We start from the raw sequence: 378 nt of genomic DNA on the forward strand, positions 1-378 counted from the left end.
GCGCTGATCCGGTGCCCGGCCCGGGCCAGCTCCGCCGCGATCGCACGGGTCGATTTCACAGTCCACGGCAGCGGCGACATCGGGGCGCCTCTCTCATCGGGCTCGACCACCGCCAGCAGTGCCGGCCGCAGCCCCGGGCCCAGATCGGCAACCCGTTTGCGTAAACCAACGGGACGCAGGACCCGCCCCAACGGCTCGTCGCCGGATTCCACGCCGAACACACCATCTTGGCCAGTAATCTCACTTCCCCGGGCCACCCGGTCATCAGCGGGGACCCCAAAAAAAAGAAACTCGTGGGCGACTTCAAAAACAGCGGCCCCCAGTGGCGTCCCGCCGGCGAGCCCGTCCCGGTCAGCGTCCACGACTTCGCCGACCCGC

The 378-nt window shown here is 69.0% G+C and carries 2 pseudogenes; one reads left to right on the top strand and one right to left on the bottom strand.

The features are described 5' to 3' along the window. Nucleotides 1-254 (bottom strand): annotated as a pseudogene (locus ADK55_RS20775) (ISAzo13-like element transposase-related protein); the annotation flags it as partial. Between ADK55_RS20775 and ADK55_RS36595 the strand changes: the two are divergent. Further along, a pseudogene (locus tag ADK55_RS36595) lies at nt 252-378 on the top strand (ISAzo13-like element transposase-related protein); the annotation flags it as partial. The pseudogenes ADK55_RS20775 and ADK55_RS36595 sit on opposite strands and share 3 nt — an antisense overlap.

The sequence above is a fragment of the Streptomyces sp. WM4235 genome, assembly GCF_001279725.1.
Taxonomy (GTDB): domain Bacteria; phylum Actinomycetota; class Actinomycetes; order Streptomycetales; family Streptomycetaceae; genus Streptomyces.